We start from the raw sequence: 17,330 nt of genomic DNA, 5'->3' as shown, positions 1-17,330 counted from the left end.
CGGCTCTGGACGGAAGGGGTGCACGGATCGCTGCTCCCCTTTACGCCGCCGGAGATCCGCCGGGCCGACCTCGCCCCCCTGGCGCTGGAGCTGGCCCACTGGGGGATAACCGATGCCGCGCGACTCGCCTGGCTCGACCCGCCACCGGCCGGCCACCTGGCCGGAGCGCGGCAACAGCTGCAGCTGCTCGGCGCCCTCGACGGGCAGGGGCGGCTCACCGTGCTGGGGGTGACGATGGCGGCCATCCCCGCCCATCCCCGTCTGGCCCGCCTGCTGGTCGCCGCCCGGGAGGCGGGGCGCCCCAGCCTCGGCAGCGACCTGGCGGCGCTCCTCGCCGAGCGTGATTTATTCACCGGAGCCGGGGAGGCCTCCCGAAAGGCGAGCGGCAGCGACCTGCTCGACCGGCTGGAGGCGTTGCGGAGCTATCGGCGCCTGGGGCGCGCGGCCGGTGTCGATCCAGGCGCGGCCGCTGCCGTTGATCGGGCTGCCCGGCATTTTCGCGAGATGCTGAGCAAGGAGGGTAGGGGCACGGCACGCCGTGCCCCCGGAGAGGAAGAAGAGTCGGCATCCGATGCCCGGGAGGTGGGACGGCTGCTGGCGGTAGCCTTTCCCGACCGGATCGGCCGGGAGCGCGAGCCCGGTTCGGGGCGCTACCTCCTCGCCGGCGGCCAGGGGGCGCAGCTGTCGCCGCGCTCGGCGGTGCGCCGGGCGCCGTGGCTGGTGGCGGTCGAGGTGGCCGGGAAGCCGGGCCTGGAGGGGGAAATCCGTCTGGCGAGCGCGCTGGAGAAGGAGTGCGTCGAGGAACTCTTCGGCGGCGATCTCGACTGGCGGCGGGAAGTGGAGTGGGACGAGCGGGCCGGCCGGGTGGTCGGCCGCGAGGTGCGTCGCCTGGGCGCCCTGCTTTTCCAGGAGCGGCCGGCAGCGGCGACCGCCGAAGATGTCGTGCCGGCGCTGCTGGCAGCGTTGCGCCGCCAGGGCATCGAGGTGCTCGACTGGAGTCCGGCGGCACGGCAGTTGCGGGCGAGGGTCGAACTGCTGCGGCAGAGCTGGCCCGAAGGCGGCTGGCCCGACTTCTCGGAGGCCTCCCTGCTGGCCAGCCTGGAAGAGTGGCTGGCGCCCTGGCTCGCCGGGGTCACGAGTCTTGCCGGCCTGCGACGGGTCGATCTGTCGGCGGCGCTGGCACAGCTGCTCGGCCGGGAGCGGACGCGGGAGCTGGCACGGCTGGCCCCGGAGCGGCTGGCGGTGCCGAGCGGCTCCAGCATCCGCCTCGACTACGAAGCGGATGGCGGACCGGTGCTGGCGGTCAAGCTGCAGGAGCTCCTCGGCCTCGCCGACACTCCGCAGGTCGCCGGCGGCCGGGTGCCGGTGCTCATCCACCTGCTCTCTCCGGCCGGGCGGCCGCTCGCCGTCACCCGCGACCTGCGCAGCTTCTGGAACCAGGTCTATCCGGAGGTGAAGAAAGAAATGAAGGGGCGCTATCCCAAGCACCCCTGGCCCGATGACCCGTGGAATGCCGCGCCGACCCGGCGGACGAAAAAGCACCCCTGATACAGCCACAGAAGCACAGAGAAAATCCGAAAACAAAAAATTTAGGTTTTTGAACCTGTAATTGCTGATCAATCCCGCAGTACTGCTTTGGTGTCCTCTGTGTCTCTCTGTCTCTGTGGGCAGACCGATTGTTAGATTCTCTCGATCTCCAGCCCCTCTCCTGCCAACTCCGCATTGGCTTTCTGCAGCGCCTCCTCGCCGGCGATGACGGACACCGCACTCTCCTCCCGCCCCGCGACCAGATAATCCTGCGCCACCCGCTGCAAGTCCTCGCGGGTGGCGGCCAGCACTCCTTCGCGCAGCGACTGGCGCATCTGCCGGGTCAGTCCCTGGCGGGTGTTGGCGAACTCCCGGTGGCCGCGGCCGCCGGGGGAGAGGGGGCGGTCGAGATCGCTGAAGACGGCGAGGACCGCCTCATCGATCTCCTCGTCGGTGAAGGCGCCGCCGGCGGCCCACTGCGCCGCCTCGTCGTAGACCCGCAGGGTCCGGGCCAGCTGCGGGTCGCGGTAGGAGAGCAGAGAGAAGGTTCCCGCTTCGGGGTTGCAGGAGGCCAGTCCGCCGTAGGCGCCCCCTTTCTCGCGGATTTCCCGGTGCAGGAACCCGGCCCGCAGCAGCTTGGCCAGCACCAGCAGCGGCGGCGTGTCGCGGTGGGTGAAGGGGACCGTGCGGAAGACCCGGGTCACGTACGCCACCGGCACCGAGCTGGTCCAACCCAGGCGGGCCGGGATGGCAGCGAAGGGTTTCCGCGCCGCCGGCCCGGCGGCTATCGTCGGCAGTCTGGTCAGGTAGGGGCCCAGGGCGTCGCGCACCGGAGAAAATTGGCGCTCTTCCCCGGTGACGGCACAGGCGAGACGCTGCCGGGCGAAAAGCAGCCGGGCGATTTCCTGCAGCTTTTCCGCCAGCGGGCCGAGTTCGTCGGCCGGCCGGCCGGCCAGTTGGCGCACGAAGCGGATGAGCTGCAGTCCGCCCCAGGTCTCGCGCAATCGTCCCGCCGGAGTCAGTCGTCCGGCGGCGGCGCGGGCGGCGTAGCTGTGGCCGGAACCGGGGATGGAGTTGTCCAGGTTGGCCCTGACCTGGTTGACGACGGTGTGCAGGCGGGCGAGGTCGGTAAAGTCGGGGCCAACGCAGAGGTCGGCAAGGATGCCGAAGAGTTTCTGCTGGTTGCGCACCAGTGCCTTCCCCTTGATCTCGACCACGGCCCGGAAGCCCTCGAGGGATTGGGGGTCTTCGAGGATTTCGGTGCCGGCCTGGATGCCGCCGGTGCCGGCCTCCATCCGTTCGGCCATTGCCAGGTAGCTGTGGCCGGCGGCGCCGACCTGGGTGAGCAGGGCGCAGAAGAGCGGCACGCAGGGGAGCAATTCCTCCGGCAGGCCGTCGACCGGCAGGTGGGCGGTGAAGTAGCCGATGCCGTTGGTCGGCTGGTCGAACCACTGGACCTCGCGATCGACCTCCCGGCTGAAGGCCGAGGGGACTTCCGGTTCGGTCACCGGAATGTCCGCGCGCTGCAGGGTCGGCAGGCAGGAGAGATCGTCGCGGGCCTCCTGCGCCGCCTTCAGCTCCTGCGCCTGCTCGACGATACGCAGCTTTTGCACCTCATCGAGGCCGGCCTTGATCCGCTCCAGCCGTTCGGCCGTCGCCTGCTCCTCCCTCGCCCCCTGGGCCGGGTCGGGATGCAGGGTCAAGGTCACCCGGTGCGGATTGGCGAGCAGGTGGCGGCGGATGAGGTTTTCGAAAAAGGGGCCGGCGGCGAGTTCGGTGCGCAGACGGCCGAGATTTTCATCCAGTCGCAGGGGCGAGACGGGATCGTCGCCGTGCAGCCAGGGGCCGATCAGGCGCATCAGCAGGCCGAGGGGGTAGGGATAATGGTCCCCTGCGACCTCCCGGTGTGAGAACTCGAGGCGATGGATCGCCGCCTCGATTCGCTCCGGCGAAAAGCCGCTGCGGACGACCTCTTCCAGGGTGGCGAGGATCAACTGTTCGATCGCCTCGGCCTGCTCCGGCTCGGTCCCCTGCAGACCGGCGGCAAAGTAGGTGGTGCGGTTCTCCTCCTGGTAGCCGGTGCCTGGGGCGAGGTTGCTGCCCAGTTTCGAGTCGAGCAGTGCTTTGTGGAGCGGTGCGGCCGGGTTGCCGAGGAGCAGGGAGGAGAGCAGGCTCAGGGCGAGACGCTCGAAGCTGTCGGTGACGTCGCAGGCGAGCCAGGCCACCTGTACCATCGATTTGCCCGCGGTCGGCTCCCCGGGGTCGAGGGGGAAGGTTTCGACCACCCGGCGTGGGGCGTCGAGGCGGACCTCGGGAGGGACCTCGCTGTCCACCGGGCGGGTGTCGAAACCCCGCAGCGCCTGCTGCTCGATGGCTTCCAAGTGCCCCTCCAGCGGCAGGTTGCCGTAGGTGTAGAACCAGGCATTGCTCGGGTGGTAATAGCGGGCGTGAAAATCCTTGAGACCCTCCCAGGTGAGGTCGGGGATGTCCGTCGGTTCCCCGCCCGAGTTGTGATGATAGGTCGTGGTGGGATAGAGTGCCCGGCCGAGTCGTCGGCTGAGTAGAGAGGACGGAGAGGCCATCGCCCCCTTCATCTCGTTGTAGACCACCCCTTTGAAGACGAGCGGCGAAGCGGGATCGTTCGGGTCGGTGAATTCCAGCCGGTGCCCCTCCTGGCGGAAATCGCGCTCGCGCAGCAGCGGGAAAAAGACCGCATCGAGGTAGATTCCCATCAGATTGCTGAAGTCCTTGGCGTTCTGGCTGGCGAAGGGGTAGAAGGTCCAGTCGCTGGAAGTCATGGCGTTCATGAAGGTGTTGAGGCTGCGCTTGAGCATGGAAAAGAAGGGGTCGCGCACCGGGTAACGCCGCGAGCCGCAGAGCGCCGTATGTTCGAGGATGTGGGCCACCCCGGTGGAGTCGGCCGGCGGGGTGCGGAAGCCGACCGCGAAGAGGTTGTTCGGATCTTCAGTGGCCAGGTGCACCATGCGGGCCCCGGTTCGGTCATGGCGCAGGCGGATCAGGGTGGTGTTGAGCTCGGACAGGGGGACGACGTCGGTAACGGTAAAGCCGTGCAGTGAGCGGCCGGTCTCGATTGGCATTGCAGTTCTCCTCGGTTATTGCTGTTGTGAGGTGACAGTTTAACCCACCATTCGGCGTTCTTCCAGGAAATTAGGCTGCGGTCTTGACTAAAGATTACCCGTTTGGTAATCTAATCGCAACGCAAGACAAAGAGCACAGCTCGACTCTTTACCTCCCACTTGTTGCGCGTCTGCTTCCTCCTGGCAGGCGCGCTTTTTTTGCCAGTCGGACCAAGCAAACCTGTTGAACCGGTTTGCTTGGTCCGACTTTGGGGTTGCAAAATCCCCTGGCCCGTGCTAAAAGTTTGTCCCTTCGGGGCGTAGCGCAGCCTGGTAGCGCACCTGCCTTGGGAGCAGGGGGTCGGAGGTTCGAATCCTCTCGCCCCGACCAGCGCGCCAGTAGCTCAGATGGACAGAGCAACGGCCTTCTAAGCCGTGGGTCGGGGGTTCGATTCCTCCCTGGCGCGCCACTTTCCCCACAGATTCCCATTGACAAAGCGTCGGGGACTTCAGTAAGATGCCACGGTTTCTGTGGTGGATGTAGCTCAGTCGGTAGAGCACTGGATTGTGGCTCCAGGTGTCGAGGGTTCAAGTCCCTTCATCCACCCCATTAAAATTCCCAGCGGCCCGATCGTCGTTGTTCCGGGATGTGGCGTTTCCGATGCTGCGAGCCGGCCCCGGTCGGGCTTCTGCATAAATGGCCCCGGCCGGGCCATGAGGCCTCTCCAGGGTGGCCCGCGCGATGCTCCTTTTAACTTCTTCGGTTTGATGAATCTGCAATCCTCCTCCGATGCGAGAGTGGCGGAACTGGCAGACGCACTGGACTTAGGATCCAGCGGGCAACCGTGGGGGTTCGACTCCCCCCTCTCGCACCAACCCCTCTCTTCGCCTGAAAGTCACCGCGCGACCCATTTGTTTCGTTCAGGCCCGCAGACCCGTTGTCTGCGGTTCGTCTTTTTAACACCCCATTCCATTTGTGAGGTTGTGGCATGAACGTCCGGATAGAAGACGTCAGCAGCGTCAAAAAGAAGCTCTCCTTCGAAGTCGGCGCCGACAAGGTGGACGCCGAAATCGGCAAGGCATACCAGCAGATCGCCAAGAGTGCGAAGATCAAGGGCTTCCGCCCGGGGAAGGTGCCTCAGCATCTGCTGGAGAAGCACTACGCTCCGCAGATGGAGGAGCAGGTGCTGAACCGGCTCATCAAGGATTCCTATTTCAAGGCCCTGGTGGAGCACCGTATTGCGGCCATCTCCGACCCCGAAATCCTCGAGAACAGCCCGCTGGAGAGAGGCAAGCCCTTCAGCTACTCCGCCCAGGTGGAGGTGAAACCCGAGGTCTCGGTGAAGGACTACCAGGGGATATCCTTGCAGAAGGAGAAGTTCGAATACGAGACCAAAATCGTTGCGGAGCGGCTGGAAGAGATGCGCGCCGGCCGGGCCGAGATGGCAGTCAGTTCTCGTGACGAGGCCCGCACCGGTGATTTCGTGGTCATCGATTTTGAGGGCTTCGTCGACGGTACCCCCTTCGAGCATGGCAAGGCCGACGACTACCAGCTTGAACTCGGCGCCGGCTCCTTCATCCCCGGTTTTGAGGAGCAGTTGGCGGGGATGAAGAGGGGCGAAGAGCGCGAGATACAAGTCAGCTTCCCCGAAAACTACGGCAGCAAGGATTTGGCGGGCAAGCCGGCCACTTTCCGGGTGGTGCTCAAGGAGATCAAGGAGAAGGCGCTGCCGGAACTGAACGACGAATTCGCTCTCGGGTTCGGGCTTGCTTCCCTGGCCGAACTGAAGGAGAAGATCGAGGAGAACTACCGGCGGCAGGAAACCAGTCGCATTGACGGAGATCTGCGTGAGCGTCTGGTCGGCGCCCTGGTCGAGCGCAACCCGTTAGAGGTGCCTGAGACGATGGTGGCCAGCCAGCTCGACTACATGCTGCAGAACATTCGTAATCGCTTCCAGTCCCAGGGGATGACCCTGGAGATGCTCGGCATGAACGAGGACTCCTTCAAGTCGATGTATCGCGAGACGGCCGTCAAGCAGGTGCAGGGGAGCCTGCTTCTGGAAGCGGTCGCCCGCCAGGAGCAGTTCAAGGTCGAAGCTGCCGAAATCGACGACAAGCTCCAGCAGATCGCCGAAATGGCCAATGCCCCGTTGGAGGCGGTCCGCAAGTTCTACGGCAGTGACGAAAAACGCCACGGATTGATTGCCCAGATCGTCGAGGAGAAGTCGGTGCAGTACCTTCTGTCCCAGGCGAAAATCGAAGAGGTGGCAAAAGAGCAACTCTCGGCCGAGAAGGAGTGACGCTATGAGTCTCATCCCCATGGTGGTGGAACAGACCGGGCGTGGCGAGCGGGCGTACGATATCTACTCCCGCCTGCTCAAAGACCGGATCATTTTCCTCGGCGGTCCCATCGAGGACCACATGGCCAACCTGATCATCGCCCAGTTGCTCTTTCTCGAGTCGGAAGACCCTGAGAAGGACATCTTTCTCTACATCAACTCGCCGGGCGGCGTGGTCACGGCGGGGATGGCGATCTACGACACCATGCAGTACCTCAAGGCCCCGGTGTCGACCATCTGCGTCGGCCAGGCGGCCAGCATGGGGGCACTGCTGCTGGCGGCGGGGACCAACGGAAAACGCTATGCCCTGCCCCATTCCCGCATCATGATTCACCAGCCCCTGGGCGGGTTCCAGGGCCAGGCCACGGATATCAAGATTCACGCCGAGGAGATACTCAAGCTGCGGGACACGCTCAACGGAGTTCTTGCCCATCATACCGGGCAGAATCTGGAGCGGATCGCCGCCGATACCGAGCGGGATTTCTTCATGTCTAGTGAGGCCGCAAAAAAATATGGTATCATTGATGACACAGTAAGAAAAAAAGCCTGATTTTTCAGCGCGGAGGAAGTTTCGTGAGTAAAGACGACAGTCGTTCAGGGCAATTGACCTGCTCTTTCTGCGGCAAGGCCCAGGATGAAGTAAAAAAGCTCATTGCCGGACCGGCCGTATACATCTGCGATGAGTGCATTGAACTCTGCAAGGATATCATCGCCGAGGAATCCAAGCTGGAGGACGCGGTTTCGGCTGGCTCCAGCCGTCTGCCCCGTCCGTCGGAAATCAAGGATATCCTTGACGACTACGTGATCGGCCAGGATCGGGCCAAGAAGGTTCTGGCGGTGGCGGTTTACAACCACTACAAGCGGATCGAGTTTGCCGACAAACCGGGCGAAGTCGAAGTGCAGAAAAGCAATATCCTTCTGCTCGGCCCCACCGGCAGCGGCAAGACACTGCTCGCCCAAACCCTGGCACGGGTCCTCAATGTGCCGTTCGCCATGGCCGACGCCACCAACCTGACCGAAGCGGGGTATGTGGGCGAGGACGTGGAAAACATCATCCTCAACCTGCTGCAATCGGCCGACTACGATATCGAAAAGGCGCAGAAGGGAATCATCTACATCGACGAAGTCGACAAGATCGCCCGCAAGTCCGACTCCCCTTCCATCACCCGGGACGTTTCCGGGGAAGGGGTACAGCAGGCGCTGCTCAAGATCATCGAGGGGACCATGGCCAGCGTGCCGCCCAAGGGCGGGCGAAAGCATCCCCAGCAGGAGTTCCTCAAGGTCGACACTACCAATATCCTCTTCATCTGCGGCGGCGCCTTTTCCGGACTGGAGACCATCATCGGTCAGCGCACCGGCGCCAAGACCATGGGATTCGGGGCGGATATACGCCTGAAGAAGGAACTGAGGCTGGGCGAGACCCTGGCCCAGGTCGAGCCTTCGGACCTGCTTAAATATGGATTGATTCCCGAGTTCATCGGGCGACTGCCGGTGGTGGCGACCCTCAATGAGCTGGACGAGGAATCGCTGATCCAGATTCTCAAGGAACCGAAGAATGCCCTGATCAAGCAGTACCAGCGGCTTTTCGATATGGAGAAGGTGAACCTCAAATTCACCGACGGCGCGCTGGTGGCCATTGCCCGCGAGGCGCTGAAGAGAAAGACCGGCGCGCGCGGCCTGCGCTCCATTCTCGAGAACGCCATGCTCGATGTGATGTACGAAATTCCTTCGCAGGACCGGGTCAAGGAGGTCGTCATCAACGAGGATGTCATCCTCAATCGGGCGCGCCCCATTGTGCTTTACGAGTGTGCCGAGTCCGCGTGACATGCGAAGCCTGATTACCGAGGGAGCGGCCTGAAATCATGACGAACCTGCCGGAAAACGATCCCATTCGTGAAGACGAAGCCAGGGCGGTTCTCTATCCGCTGTTGCCGCTGCGGGACATCGTCATCTTTCCATACATGGTCACGCCCCTGTTTGTCGGTCGACCCCGGTCGATCCATGCCCTGGAAGGGGCGATGGAAAAGGACAAGCTGGTCTTCCTGGCCACGCAGAAGGACCCCAAGATCGACGAACCGGGGCCTGGCGACATTTACGAAATAGGTACATTGGGGCAGGTCATCCAGCTGCTCAAGCTGCCGGACGGAACGGTCAAGGTTCTGGTCGAGGGGAAAAGCCGCGCTCGCATTAACGCCATCGTTCAGCGGGAGGAGTGTGTTTTTGCCGAGATCGACGAGATCCCCGATGATTCTGTTGCCACGCCCGAGTTGGAAGCCCTCATCCGCAGCATCACTGACGCCTTCGAAAACTACGTCAATCTGGGTAAGAAGGTGCCGCCGGAGATGGTTTCATCGGTCAGCGGCATTACCGAGCCCGGCCGGCTGGCCGACACTGTCATCGCCCATCTGAATGTACGTATTCCCGAAAAGCAGGAAATCCTTGCCCTGATCAGCCCCCGCGAAAGGCTGGAGAAGCTTCTTGCTCTCATGGAGCGAGAGGTGGAGATCCTGCAGATCGAGAAGAAGATCCGCAACCGGGTCAAAACCCAGATGGAGCGCAGCCAGCGGGAATACTACCTCAACGAGCAGATGCGGGCGATCCAGAAGGAACTCGGCGAAAAGGACGAATTCAAGCAGGAAATCCGCGAACTCGAAGAGAAGATCGGCAAGAAGCGGATGTCCAAGGAGGCGACGGAAAAGGCCCTCTGCGAACTGCGCAAGCTCAAGATGATGTCGCCCATGTCCGCCGAAGCCACCGTGGTGCGCAATTATGTCGACTGGCTGGTTTCCCTTCCCTGGAAGAAGGGGACCACGGATCGGCTCGACCTCGAGCATGCCGAGCAGATTCTCGAGGCGGACCATTACGGTCTGGAGAAGGTCAAGGAGCGGATACTCGAATACCTGGCCGTGCAGGCTCTGGTCAAAAAAATCAAGGGACCGATCCTCTGCCTGGTCGGTCCTCCGGGGGTCGGCAAGACTTCGCTGGGGCGCTCCATTGCCAAGGCCCTCGGCCGCAAGTTCGTCCGCATCTCACTGGGGGGGGTGCGTGACGAGGCGGAGATCCGTGGGCACCGCCGGACCTATATCGGCGCCATGCCGGGCAAGGTCATTCAGGGGCTGCGCAAGGTTGGCGTGAAGAACCCGGTCTTTCTGCTCGACGAAATCGACAAGATGAGTACCGATTTCCGCGGCGACCCTTCGTCAGCGCTGCTGGAAGTACTCGATCCAGAACAGAATCATACCTTCGGCGATCATTTCCTCGATGTCGATTATGATCTTTCCAGTGTACTGTTCGTCGCCACTGCCAATACTCTTTACGCCATACCCGGCCCCTTGCGGGACCGGATGGAAGTGATCCGTATCGAAGGGTACACGGAAGAGGAAAAACTCAATATCGCCAAACGCTACCTGCTGCCCAAGCAGCTCGAGGCACACGGTCTGTCACCCGACTTGGTCCATTTCGCCGACACGGCATTCAACGAGGTTATCCGTCGTTATACCAGGGAAGCGGGGGTGCGCAGTCTGGAGCGGGAAATTGCCAACATCTGCCGCAAGATCGCCCGAGAGCTGGTCAAATCCAGGGATAAGAAGAAACGCTTTACGATCGGTGCCCCGCAGGTCAGGAAATACCTTGGTGTCCCCCGTTACAGCTACGGTGTCAAAGAGGAGGAAGACCGGGTCGGTTTGGCCACCGGTCTGGCCTGGACTGAGGTAGGGGGAGAGTTGCTGGTCATTGAGACAACGGTTCTTCCCGGCCAGGGAAAACTTACCGTTACCGGCAAGCTGGGGGAAGTCATGCGCGAATCAGCGCAGGCCGCCATGAGCTACGTGCGTTCCCGCTGGCGGGAGCTGGGGCTGGAAAAGGACTTCTATCACAAGCTGGACATTCACATCCATGTCCCGGAGGGCGCAATTCCCAAGGATGGCCCTTCCGCCGGCATCACCATGGCCACTGCACTCGCCTCGGCGCTGACCGGACGCAGTGTAAATCGTGATCTGGCTATGACCGGAGAAATCACTCTGCGCGGCCGCGTGCTGCCGATCGGCGGGCTCAAGGAAAAACTCCTGGCGGCAAAGCGTGCCGGCATTACCCGCGTGGTGATTCCGCAGGAGAACGAAAAGAACCTTGAGGAAGTTCCGCCCCAGATACTGAAATCCTTGCAGGTGATCCCGGCCGAGCACATGGACCAGGTACTCGCCGAGGCGCTGGCGGAAACCGTGCCGCTGCCAGCCATTCCTGCGGGGGAGGATTACGCCGCCGGAGCCGAAGAAGCGGTCCGGCACTAGCTTTCCAACAAATATTCTCTTGACACCCTCCGGGTAATTCGATATATATAACGCGTTTTCGGCAGGGCTTTAATAATCCTTAATAACGTGGAGGTATGTTGTGACGAAGGCGGATCTCGTTAATGCGATGGCAGAGAAGGCGGGGCTCAGCAAAACCGATTCCGAAAAGGCCCTCAAAGCATTCATCGATGCCGTGACTGAAGCCATGAAGGCCGGTGAGAAAGTGGCCCTGGTCGGGTTTGGCACCTTCAGCGTTGGCGAGCGTGCAGCCCGCACCGGCAAGAACCCCCAGACCGGCGCGCAGATCAAAATCGCTGCTGCCAAGTCACCCAAGTTCAAGGCCGGCAAGGCCCTGAAGGATTCTGTTCAGTAGTCGCTGTAACCGCTGTCCGAGCACAGTGGTCTAAAAGAAAATAGGAAACGGAAAATAGCCGCCTCCGCCCCCTCCGCGACACCTATTTTCTGTTTCCTATTTTCTGTCTTGTCCCATGCGGGGCTGTAGTAGAGTCGGTTACAACGCCGGCCTGTCACGCCGGAGGTCGCGGGTTCGAGTCCCGTCAGCCCCGCCATTCAATCCGGGCGAATAGCTCAGCTGGGAGAGCATCGGCCTTACAAGCCGAGGGTCACAGGTTCGAGCCCTGTTTCGCCCACCATTAACAAGCAGCGCAAAGCACGCCATGAGATAGGGGGCTGTAGTAGAGTCGGTTACAACGCCGGCCTGTCACGCCGGAGGTCGCGGGTTCGAGTCCCGTCAGCCCCGCCATATACGATGAAAAAGGCGATCCAGCTCGGGTCGCCTTTTTTCGTCTCCTCATACTGAGGGGCTGAAGGATAGCCTTCAAGGGTTTCGGTGCCCTTTTTCATTCAATTTTCACTGGCGATGTGATATGAAATTCTTCGAGGTAGGCAGCGGCAGAAAGCTGGCGGGACTGCTTGGAAGGACTTTCTACGAATGGTAGCCAGAAGATGATCCAGATCTACAACGTAGGCAGAGCCTATCAGAAAGATTCCGCTGCGCTCGATGACATCACCCTGAAGATTTCGAAAGGGGAATTCGTCTACATCACCGGACCTTCCGGGGCCGGCAAGTCGACCCTGCTCAAGCTGCTCTACGGTGCTGAGAAGTCGAACCGGGGACAGATCCTGATTGACGGGCAGAACCTGACCCGCATGAGCCCCGCCCGAATTTCTCTGCTGCGCCGCCGAATGGGAGTGGTATTTCAGGACTTCAAGCTGCTGACTTCCCGTACGGTTTTCGAGAACGTCGCCTTCCCCCTGGAGATCCAGGGGAGAAAACGATACGAAATCAGCAAAAAGGTCTACCAGTCGATTAAACAGGTCGGTCTGGAGCACAAACTTCAGCGCTATCCGCTCGAGCTTTCCGGCGGGGAGCAACAGCGGGTGGCGATTGCCCGTGCACTGGTGGTCGATCCCCTCGTGTTGCTGGCCGATGAACCAACCGGCAACCTCGACCCCGAAGTGACGGTAGAGATACTCGAACTCTTTCGGGGGGCCAACGCCCGGGGAACCACCGTCCTGCTGGCGACCCACGACCGGGAGATGATACGCCGTTTCCCGCGGCGGCTGATCGTTCTCGAAGGGGGGCGCCTGGTGGACGATCGAACCCCATGATGTGCTTGAAAAGGTGAGGCGTGTGTAGTGCGGCCTCACCTGTGTCTGCGAGGTATTGAACTTGTTCGAACGATCCGGTTTTTTTGTGTTTCGGGCCCTGCGCAACATGCGTCAAAGCCCCATGCTCTGCGGCGCCGCGGTGGGGACGGTGGCCGTTGCGCTTACCATTCTTGCCTTCTTTGCCATCGTCGTGCTGAACGTGCAGAAACTCACCCGGCACTGGAGCGAGGATGTGCAGGTGGTGGCTTTTATCGACACCGTGCCGGAGGAGAGGCTTCTGCGGCAATGGATCGCTGATATTCGTGGCTTGCCGGAGGTCGAGAAGGTCGAGTTCATCTCCAGCGCCGAGGCACTGAAGCGCTTCAAGAAACGACTGGCGGATGACGCCGACCTCCTGGAAGGCGTCGCCCCGGACATCCTCCCCGCCTCCCTCGAAATTACCCTCAACGAAGGCAGCCGCAACCGCGCGGGGGTTTCGGCTCTCGTCTCCCGTTTGCGACAGCATACCGGTTTGTCGGACCTGCGTTACGGACAGGAGTGGCTGGAGCGCTTCGAGGCCTTTGTCTCCCTGCTACGGCTGGCCGGGGCAATACTCGGCGGGTTTCTGCTGTTTGCCGCCCTGTTTATCGTTGCCAATACCATCAAGCTCACCCTCTATGCCCGCCGCGACGAGCTGGAAATCATGGCCCTGGTCGGCGCCACGCCGATGTTCATCAAGGCGCCTTTTCTTCTTGAGGGTGCGCTGCAGGGAGCTCTGGGGGGTGGGCTCGCCGTGGCCGGTGCCTACGCTCTCTTCCAGCTTTTCCTGCAGCAGGGGCTGAACTCGCTGCTTCTCGCTTCAGGCGTTGAGCGGGTCACCTTCCTGCCCCTGTCCTGGCAGCTTCTGCTGATTGCCGCCGGCGTCTTGCTCGGTCTTGCCGGCAGTCTGCTGTCGTTGCGCAAGCTCGTGCGGATATGATCCCGTGATATTTCTGTGGCACCTTTTACGAGGTACGGCAATCACCTGGAGTTGCATTTTGTTGCTCGCGGGCGTACCGGCGGCCTCTGAACTGAACGAAAGCCGCCGGAAACTGGAAGAAATTCAGAAACGGATTGCCCAGACGGCGAGGAATCTCGAGGCGAAGCAGACGGCTGAACATTCGCTGGCTGAAGACCTGCAGACGGTGGAAACCGAGATTTCACGCCTGGGGACGCAACTGGCAGGGCAGAAGCGGCGTCTGGCGGCAATGGAGTCGGAGATTGCCGACAGGGAGGTGGCTGCGGCAAGCGCCCGGCGTGCTGCGGCTGCCAGCGAAGCCGACGTGCGCCGGCGTCTGGCGGCGCTCTATAAAGCCGGCGAAACGGGTCTGGTCAAGATTCTCTTCTCTCCCTCTTCGCCGGAACAGATGGCGCAGGATTACGATTTTCTCGGCAGGGTCGTGCGGCGCGACCGGGAGTTGCTGGCCACCTACCGGCAGCAGTTGGATGAGCTGCAGAAGGCTCTGGCGCGGTTGACGATACTGCGCCGGGAGCAGCAGGCAGGGGTTGCCGCACTGGCGGAAAACCAGAAGACAGCACGCCAGGCGCTGCGCCTCAAGGAGGAGCTTCTTGTGCAGGTGCGCCGCGATCGCCAGTCGCTGGCGGCGGCGCTGGCGGAGCTTCGCGAGAGGGCAGGCCGGCTGGCCGGTCTGGTCAAAAAGCTTGAATCGGAAAAGCCCCGGGAGTATAGTGAAAAAACAGGGTTTTTTGCCTCTCGCAAAGGTCGGCTCCCCTGGCCGGTCGAAGGCATCGTCCGGATCGGTTTCGGTACCGGACGGCATCCCGAGTTGGGGACCATGTACGACAGCCACGGGATCGAGATCGCCGCTGCCGGCGAAAATCCTATCCGAGCCATTGGGCCGGGGCGGGTCCTCTTTGCCAACTGGTTCAAGGGGTACGGCAACCTGCTGATCATCGACCACGGTGACAGCTATTATTCCCTTTATGCACAGGCGGCGCGGCTGAGCAAAAAGGTCGGCGACCTGCTGGCCGGGGGCGACATTCTGGGCTATTCCGGCCTGGAAGGGAGTAAGGGCGTTTATTTCGAAATCAGGCGCGGCGGCACTCCCCTCGATCCGCTGGCATGGCTGCAGCCGCGCTGACATAGTCTCATTATTTCCGGAGGAAAACGGATGTTCAGAAAAAAGCGGTCCAGCATTCTGATTCTGCTGCTGGCCATTGTTCTGCTGGGGTGGATATCGACGGGGCATGTCAACCGCGTAGTTCAGGCGGAGGCATCTCCCCCGTACCAGGATATCGAGCTTTTTACCGACGTGCTTTCCATCGTCGGCAAAAGCTATGTCGAAGAAGTCCCGATGAAAGACCTCATTTATGGGGCCATCAACGGCATGCTGGCCTCCCTGGACCCGCATTCGGGCTTCATGCCTCCGGAAATGTTCAAAGAGATGCAGATCGATACGAGCGGCGAATTCGGCGGCGTGGGCATTGAGATTACCGTCAAGGACGGGATTTTGACCATCGTTTCACCGATTGAAGACACTCCGGCCTACCGGGAGGGGTTGCAGGCCGGCGACCAGATCCTCAAGATCGAAGAGAAATTCACCAAGGATATGGGGATCATGGAAGCGGTCAAGATGATGCGCGGCCCCAAGGGGAGCAAAGTCAGCATCACCATCATGCGGGACAGCTTCGACAAGCCCCGGGAGTTCATCCTGGTTCGTGAGCTCATCAAAATCAGGAGCATCAAGGCGCGGACCCTGGAGGACGGCTTCGGTTACGTTCGGGTGACCCAGTTCCAGGAACGGACCGCCGATGACCTGCATGCTGCCCTGGAGGGCTTGCGCAAGGAGAATGACGGCCGCCTCTCGGGCCTGGTTCTCGACATGCGCAACAATCCCGGCGGCCTGCTCGATCAGGCGGTCAAAGTTTCCGACGCCTTCCTGGAAAGCGGTCTGATCGTCTACACCGAGGGGCGTGAGGAAGGCAGCCAGATGAAGTTCATTGCTCACCAGAAAGGGACCGAACCCCTCTATCCCATGGTGGTTCTGATCAACGGCGGCAGTGCCAGCGCTGCGGAGATCGTGGCCGGCGCTCTGCAGGACCATCGACGGGGGGTGGTCATGGGAACCCAGAGCTTCGGCAAGGGATCGGTGCAGACCATCATCCCTCTCGGCGACGATTCAGGGTTGCGTCTGACCACCGCTCGCTATTTCACCCCGAACGGCACCTCGATCCAGGCCAAGGGCATTACGCCCGACATCGTCGTTCACCCCGGTGAGGTCAAGGAGGAGGCTGACGGCAGCCACTTCCGCGAGAAGGACCTCAAAAACCATTTCGAGACGCCCGGAAAGCCGGAGCAGGAGAGACCTTCCGGGCCGGCGCAGAAATTCTCCCTCGACGAGGAGGCGCTGGGTGATTATCAGTTGATTCGTGCCCTCGATCTGCTCAAAGGCTGGGAGATTCTCAAAGGTCTGGAGCGCCCGGCGGCCTGATCACCCTTGTGTTTGCAATCCGGGGGGATGGCTTCATCCCCCCCTCATCCCGACCTGACGCATGTCCTCCCAAAAGAAACCCCGAAGTCAGAAACCCGGCAAACGCGGTAAGGCCGGCAAGCCGGAAAAGGGTCCTCGTCTCAAGGTTCTCCTTGCCGCCCTGTTCCTGCTCGGCTTCCTGCTCGCCAGCCTGATCGCTCTCCCTCATCTGCGACAGAGAGTGCCCCCTCCGCTGCCGGCACCGTTGCCTCCGGCGGCCGAAAGGGCGGTGCCTCCGGCGTCACCGCGGGCGACACTTATCGAAGATGTCCGGGTGGAGGTTGAAAGCCTGCTGCTGCGCAGTGGGATCTCCCTGTCCCAGGTGGACATCAGCCGATCGGGCGACCTCGCCCGCTACGAAGTGCAAGGCGCGCTCCCCCCCGAGGCACTGCGCGACGAGTTTTCCCGGCAGCTGTCCAGCCTTGCCGCCGACCTCCGTTTGGAAGCTCTTGCGGCCGAGGGGGATCTGCACATCTATCTCGGTGAGACGAAGGTTTATCTGCTGCATTTTCGCCCGCCGGCGACTCCCTCGCCCGTGCGTCCAACCAAGGTTCGGGCGCGCGCGGCGATCATCATGGACGATCTGGGGCGTGATCTCGAAACCGCCAGGGCCCTGCTCGCCATCGATCTGCCGGTGACCTTCGCCATCCTCCCCGGCGAGGCCTACGCGGCCCAGGTGGCGACCCTTGCCCACCGGAAGGGGCGCGAGGTGATGATCCATATCCCCATGGAACCCCAGAGCTATCCGGCCATCAATCCGGGCGATGACGCCTTGCTGCTCGGCCAGTCACCTGAGGAGATCCGGCAACGTTTCCAGGATTTTGTCGAGCGGGTTCCCTATGCCGTGGGGGGGAACAACCACATGGGGTCGCGGTTTACCGAATACCGGGAGGGGATGGAAGTGGTGCTGGCGGCGATGAAGGAGGCGGGGCTCTTCTTTGTCGACAGTCGCACGACGGC

Annotated in this window: 12 protein-coding genes and 7 tRNA genes; 18 read left to right on the top strand and 1 reads right to left on the bottom strand. The window is 62.1% G+C overall.

Annotation, left to right across the window (positions count from 1 at the left end):
* On the top strand, nucleotides 1-1,548 hold a 1,548-nt coding region (locus tag VD811_05875), incomplete at its 5' end, for an ATP-dependent helicase C-terminal domain-containing protein (protein HXV20498.1).
* Between the two features lie 131 nt (nucleotides 1,549-1,679).
* Here the strand turns inward: VD811_05875 and VD811_05870 are convergent.
* Nucleotides 1,680-4,625 (bottom strand): insulinase family protein, encoded by a 2,946-nt coding sequence (locus VD811_05870; GenBank protein ID HXV20497.1) that lies wholly within the window; start codon nucleotides 4,623-4,625, stop codon nucleotides 1,680-1,682.
* A gap of 293 nt (nucleotides 4,626-4,918) precedes the next feature.
* On the opposite strand from VD811_05870, the gene VD811_05865 reads away from it, so the two are divergent.
* From VD811_05865 to VD811_05785, 17 genes are all read left to right on the top strand, one after another.
* A tRNA-Pro gene (locus tag VD811_05865) sits at nucleotides 4,919-4,995 on the top strand.
* A gap of 2 nt (nucleotides 4,996-4,997) precedes the next feature.
* Nucleotides 4,998-5,074, top strand: a tRNA-Arg gene (locus VD811_05860).
* Nucleotides 5,075-5,138: 64 nt separating this feature from the next.
* Nucleotides 5,139-5,214, top strand: a tRNA-His gene (locus VD811_05855).
* Between the two features lie 182 nt (nucleotides 5,215-5,396).
* Nucleotides 5,397-5,479: transfer RNA gene (locus tag VD811_05850), tRNA-Leu, on the top strand.
* A gap of 114 nt (nucleotides 5,480-5,593) precedes the next feature.
* Nucleotides 5,594-6,904: a trigger factor gene (gene tig, locus VD811_05845; GenBank protein ID HXV20496.1), complete on the top strand. Its 1,311-nt coding sequence runs from the start codon at nucleotides 5,594-5,596 to the stop codon at nucleotides 6,902-6,904.
* Nucleotides 6,905-6,908: 4 nt separating this feature from the next.
* On the top strand, nucleotides 6,909-7,493 hold the full coding sequence (gene clpP / locus VD811_05840) for an ATP-dependent Clp endopeptidase proteolytic subunit ClpP (protein HXV20495.1): 585 nt from the start codon (nucleotides 6,909-6,911) through the stop codon (nucleotides 7,491-7,493).
* 23 nt (nucleotides 7,494-7,516) lie between these two features.
* Complete coding sequence (clpX, locus tag VD811_05835) at nucleotides 7,517-8,767, top strand: ATP-dependent Clp protease ATP-binding subunit ClpX (protein ID HXV20494.1); 1,251 nt, start codon at nucleotides 7,517-7,519, stop codon at nucleotides 8,765-8,767.
* 38 nt (nucleotides 8,768-8,805) lie between these two features.
* The gene (gene lon, locus VD811_05830; protein ID HXV20493.1) at nucleotides 8,806-11,229 is read left to right on the top strand and encodes an endopeptidase La; all 2,424 of its coding nucleotides are present in this window, start codon (nucleotides 8,806-8,808) and stop codon (nucleotides 11,227-11,229) included.
* A gap of 100 nt (nucleotides 11,230-11,329) precedes the next feature.
* A complete protein-coding gene (locus VD811_05825; GenBank protein ID HXV20492.1) occupies nucleotides 11,330-11,602 on the top strand; it encodes an HU family DNA-binding protein in 273 nt (90 codons plus the stop codon).
* Between the two features lie 119 nt (nucleotides 11,603-11,721).
* Nucleotides 11,722-11,798: transfer RNA gene (locus tag VD811_05820), tRNA-Asp, on the top strand.
* An 8-nt stretch (nucleotides 11,799-11,806) separates the two neighbouring features.
* Nucleotides 11,807-11,882: transfer RNA gene (locus VD811_05815), tRNA-Val, on the top strand.
* Nucleotides 11,883-11,915: 33 nt separating this feature from the next.
* Nucleotides 11,916-11,992 (top strand) — tRNA-Asp (locus tag VD811_05810).
* A 203-nt stretch (nucleotides 11,993-12,195) separates the two neighbouring features.
* Nucleotides 12,196-12,861, top strand: a complete 666-nt coding sequence (ftsE, locus tag VD811_05805; GenBank protein HXV20491.1) for a cell division ATP-binding protein FtsE — start codon at nucleotides 12,196-12,198, stop codon at nucleotides 12,859-12,861.
* 61 nt (nucleotides 12,862-12,922) lie between these two features.
* A complete protein-coding gene (gene ftsX, locus VD811_05800; GenBank protein ID HXV20490.1) occupies nucleotides 12,923-13,819 on the top strand; it encodes a permease-like cell division protein FtsX in 897 nt (298 codons plus the stop codon).
* A 58-nt stretch (nucleotides 13,820-13,877) separates the two neighbouring features.
* Complete coding sequence (locus VD811_05795) at nucleotides 13,878-14,981, top strand: peptidoglycan DD-metalloendopeptidase family protein (GenBank protein HXV20489.1); 1,104 nt, start codon at nucleotides 13,878-13,880, stop codon at nucleotides 14,979-14,981.
* Between the two features lie 30 nt (nucleotides 14,982-15,011).
* On the top strand, nucleotides 15,012-16,331 hold the full coding sequence (locus VD811_05790; GenBank protein HXV20488.1) for a S41 family peptidase: 1,320 nt from the start codon (nucleotides 15,012-15,014) through the stop codon (nucleotides 16,329-16,331).
* A 61-nt stretch (nucleotides 16,332-16,392) separates the two neighbouring features.
* Nucleotides 16,393-17,330, top strand: a 938-nt coding sequence (locus tag VD811_05785) for a divergent polysaccharide deacetylase family protein (protein HXV20487.1), incomplete at its 3' end; no start/stop codon positions are given.

This window comes from Desulfuromonadales bacterium, from assembly GCA_035620395.1.
Classification (GTDB): Bacteria; Desulfobacterota; Desulfuromonadia; order Desulfuromonadales; family DASPGW01; genus DASPGW01.
Note: the sequence above shows the minus strand (reverse complement) of the source record. Positions and strands in the feature narration are given on the sequence as shown.